Annotated in this window: 1 protein-coding gene and 1 tRNA gene; one reads left to right on the top strand and one right to left on the bottom strand. The window is 62.6% G+C overall.

The window, feature by feature from the left end:
- Window positions 1-449: 449 nt before the first annotated feature.
- Window positions 450-526, top strand: a tRNA-Arg gene (locus WCB02_RS30720).
- 466 nt (window positions 527-992) lie between these two features.
- On the opposite strand, the gene WCB02_RS30715 is transcribed toward WCB02_RS30720, so the two are convergent.
- Complete coding sequence (locus WCB02_RS30715) at window positions 993-1,931, bottom strand: alpha/beta fold hydrolase (RefSeq protein ID WP_423963970.1); 939 nt, start codon at window positions 1,929-1,931, stop codon at window positions 993-995.
- Window positions 1,932-2,102 lie beyond the last annotated feature (171 nt).

Here is a 2,102-nt window from a genome sequence, read left to right as displayed (position 1 = left end):
ATAAGAACCCGCCCTGCCATCACGTGTCACGCCTGACGCTGCCGCGTCCACCGCATCCTGCCCCGCGTCTCTGGACGATCCGGAACGCCCCTCTGTGGGGCAGGATGGCGGTCATATGCGGGTGATTTGGGATGGGTGTCAAGAACAATTTCTGAAAATCGGAATCGCTGTTCCGGATCATGCCTCTCCATCAACACGGCCGGATCCTGTGTTCATGGTCCGTGTGCAGCGCCGATTTTCGGAGCTGGGGGCTCAGGATGAGATCTGAGGGTGTGACAATGACAGTTTTCAAGGAATCGGTCGTCTAGCGCCCGTCTAGCGCCTGCACCGCGCCGGGCAATCGGGGCTGCATGCGTCCCGGCACCTTCCCAAAACAACGCCGCCGTGCGGAGTCGTGCCCTGTCGAGCCATTGCCGATATCAGGCCAATCGGCTAAAGGAAGTGCTCACGCACCCGTAGCTCAGCTGGATAGAGCGTTGCCCTCCGAAGGCAAAGGTCACACGTTCGAATCGTGTCGGGTGCGCCATTTCGGTGCAGACCTGGGCTCGCCAAAAACCGCCGTTTTTGCGCTTGAAGCGGCGACGAGTGTGCGCAGCAGTTCGCTTTCGAGCCCATGATGCGAAGCTCTTGCGCGTCGACCTCGATGCGCTGGGCGAGCGCGCGGAGATGGTCACGGCGGTAGCCGCCACCCTCGCTCCTCATACCTTTCCGGGCAGCCCTGGCAAGGACCTTTACCGCCTGCGGGGTGATCGCCGGTCCCGAGCGGTTCAACGCCTCCTCGGCCCGCTCTGCGTCAACGCGGGCCTGGTCACGCGTGGCCTTCAGCTCGGCAATCCGGTCCTTCAGCATCGGGTTCGCGAGCTCGGCGACGCCGCTCTCGATGGCGTCGTAAAGCCGCTTGAGCCGCGCCTTGCTTGGCATCCCGGCGCTGCCCGCCCGCGAGCTGTTGCAGATCGATCCGGCTTTCTGACGCCGTCTACCCTCGCAGACCCCTAGAGGTGCTGCTTCTGCATGAAAGCGATGATGAGCCGCGCCACTTCGTCGGTTGCCTCGTCGAAGATGAAGTGACCGGCATCCAGCTGATGGACCTCGGCGTCCGGCACATCGCGCCTGAAGGCGTCGCCGCCCGCTGCGATGAACGAGGGATCGTTCCGTCCCCAGACCACCAATGTCGGTGGCTTATGCTCGCGTAGCCACGCCTGCCAGGCAGGATATGACGCGACGTTCGTCCGGTAGTCGTAGAGCAAAGCCGCCTGAATCTCGCGCTGACCGGGCTGCTGGAGGTGCGCGAACTCATCGGTCCAGGTATCCGGGTTGTAACGCTCGGGATGTGATGTGCCCGAGGTGTGCCGCTGCTCGGTTGCCGCCAAGGACACGAAAGCCTCGAAGACCTCGGGATGCTTCGCCGGATCCTCCCAATATTTCCTGATTAATGCCCACTTGGGGCCGAGCCCCTCTTCGTACGCATTGGCGTTCTGAACGATGAGCGCCTGCACCCGGCTAGGGCGCGCCGCCATCACGCGAAAGCCGACCGGACCGCCATAGTCGTGAAGGTAGAAGCTGGCTTTGTCGATCTTGAGCTTGTCGAGGAACGCCGTCGTCGTCTTCGCCAGGTTGTCGAACGTGTATGTGTAAGACGACGGCGGAGGAGCCTCGCTGTGACCGAAGCCCGGAAAGTCCGGCGCCACCAGATGATACCGGGTCGCCAGCAGCGGAATCAGCGGATCGAACTCGCGCGACGACGAGGGAAAGCCGTGAAGCAGGACGATCGTCGGCGCATCCGTCGGACCGGCCTCGCGATAGAATATCTTCAAACCGCCGACTTCGACACGGTTGTAGGTCGTCGTCGCGTTCGTCGCAGGCTCGGCGTGAGCAACGCCGGCCGCCACTGATGCTGCAGTCACCATTGCCAGGATCCTCCTCATGTTGATCTCCTTTCAGACGTGACGTGATTGCTTTTCAACGACCTGCCGATCGGCCGATCGCGAGGCCCCCCGGGCGCCTCTGCTGTTTCCTGCGAATTGCCGGTGAGACGAGGGCGATTTTCTTTCGCTGCTCATGACGAGCCTCCGGGTCGTATTTGGGTACTTGAGGAAGCGGCC

This window comes from Bradyrhizobium sp. (assembly GCF_049581145.1).
In the GTDB taxonomy this organism is placed as follows: Bacteria; Pseudomonadota; Alphaproteobacteria; order Rhizobiales; family Xanthobacteraceae; genus Bradyrhizobium.
This window is presented reverse-complemented; position numbering and strand designations above follow the sequence as displayed.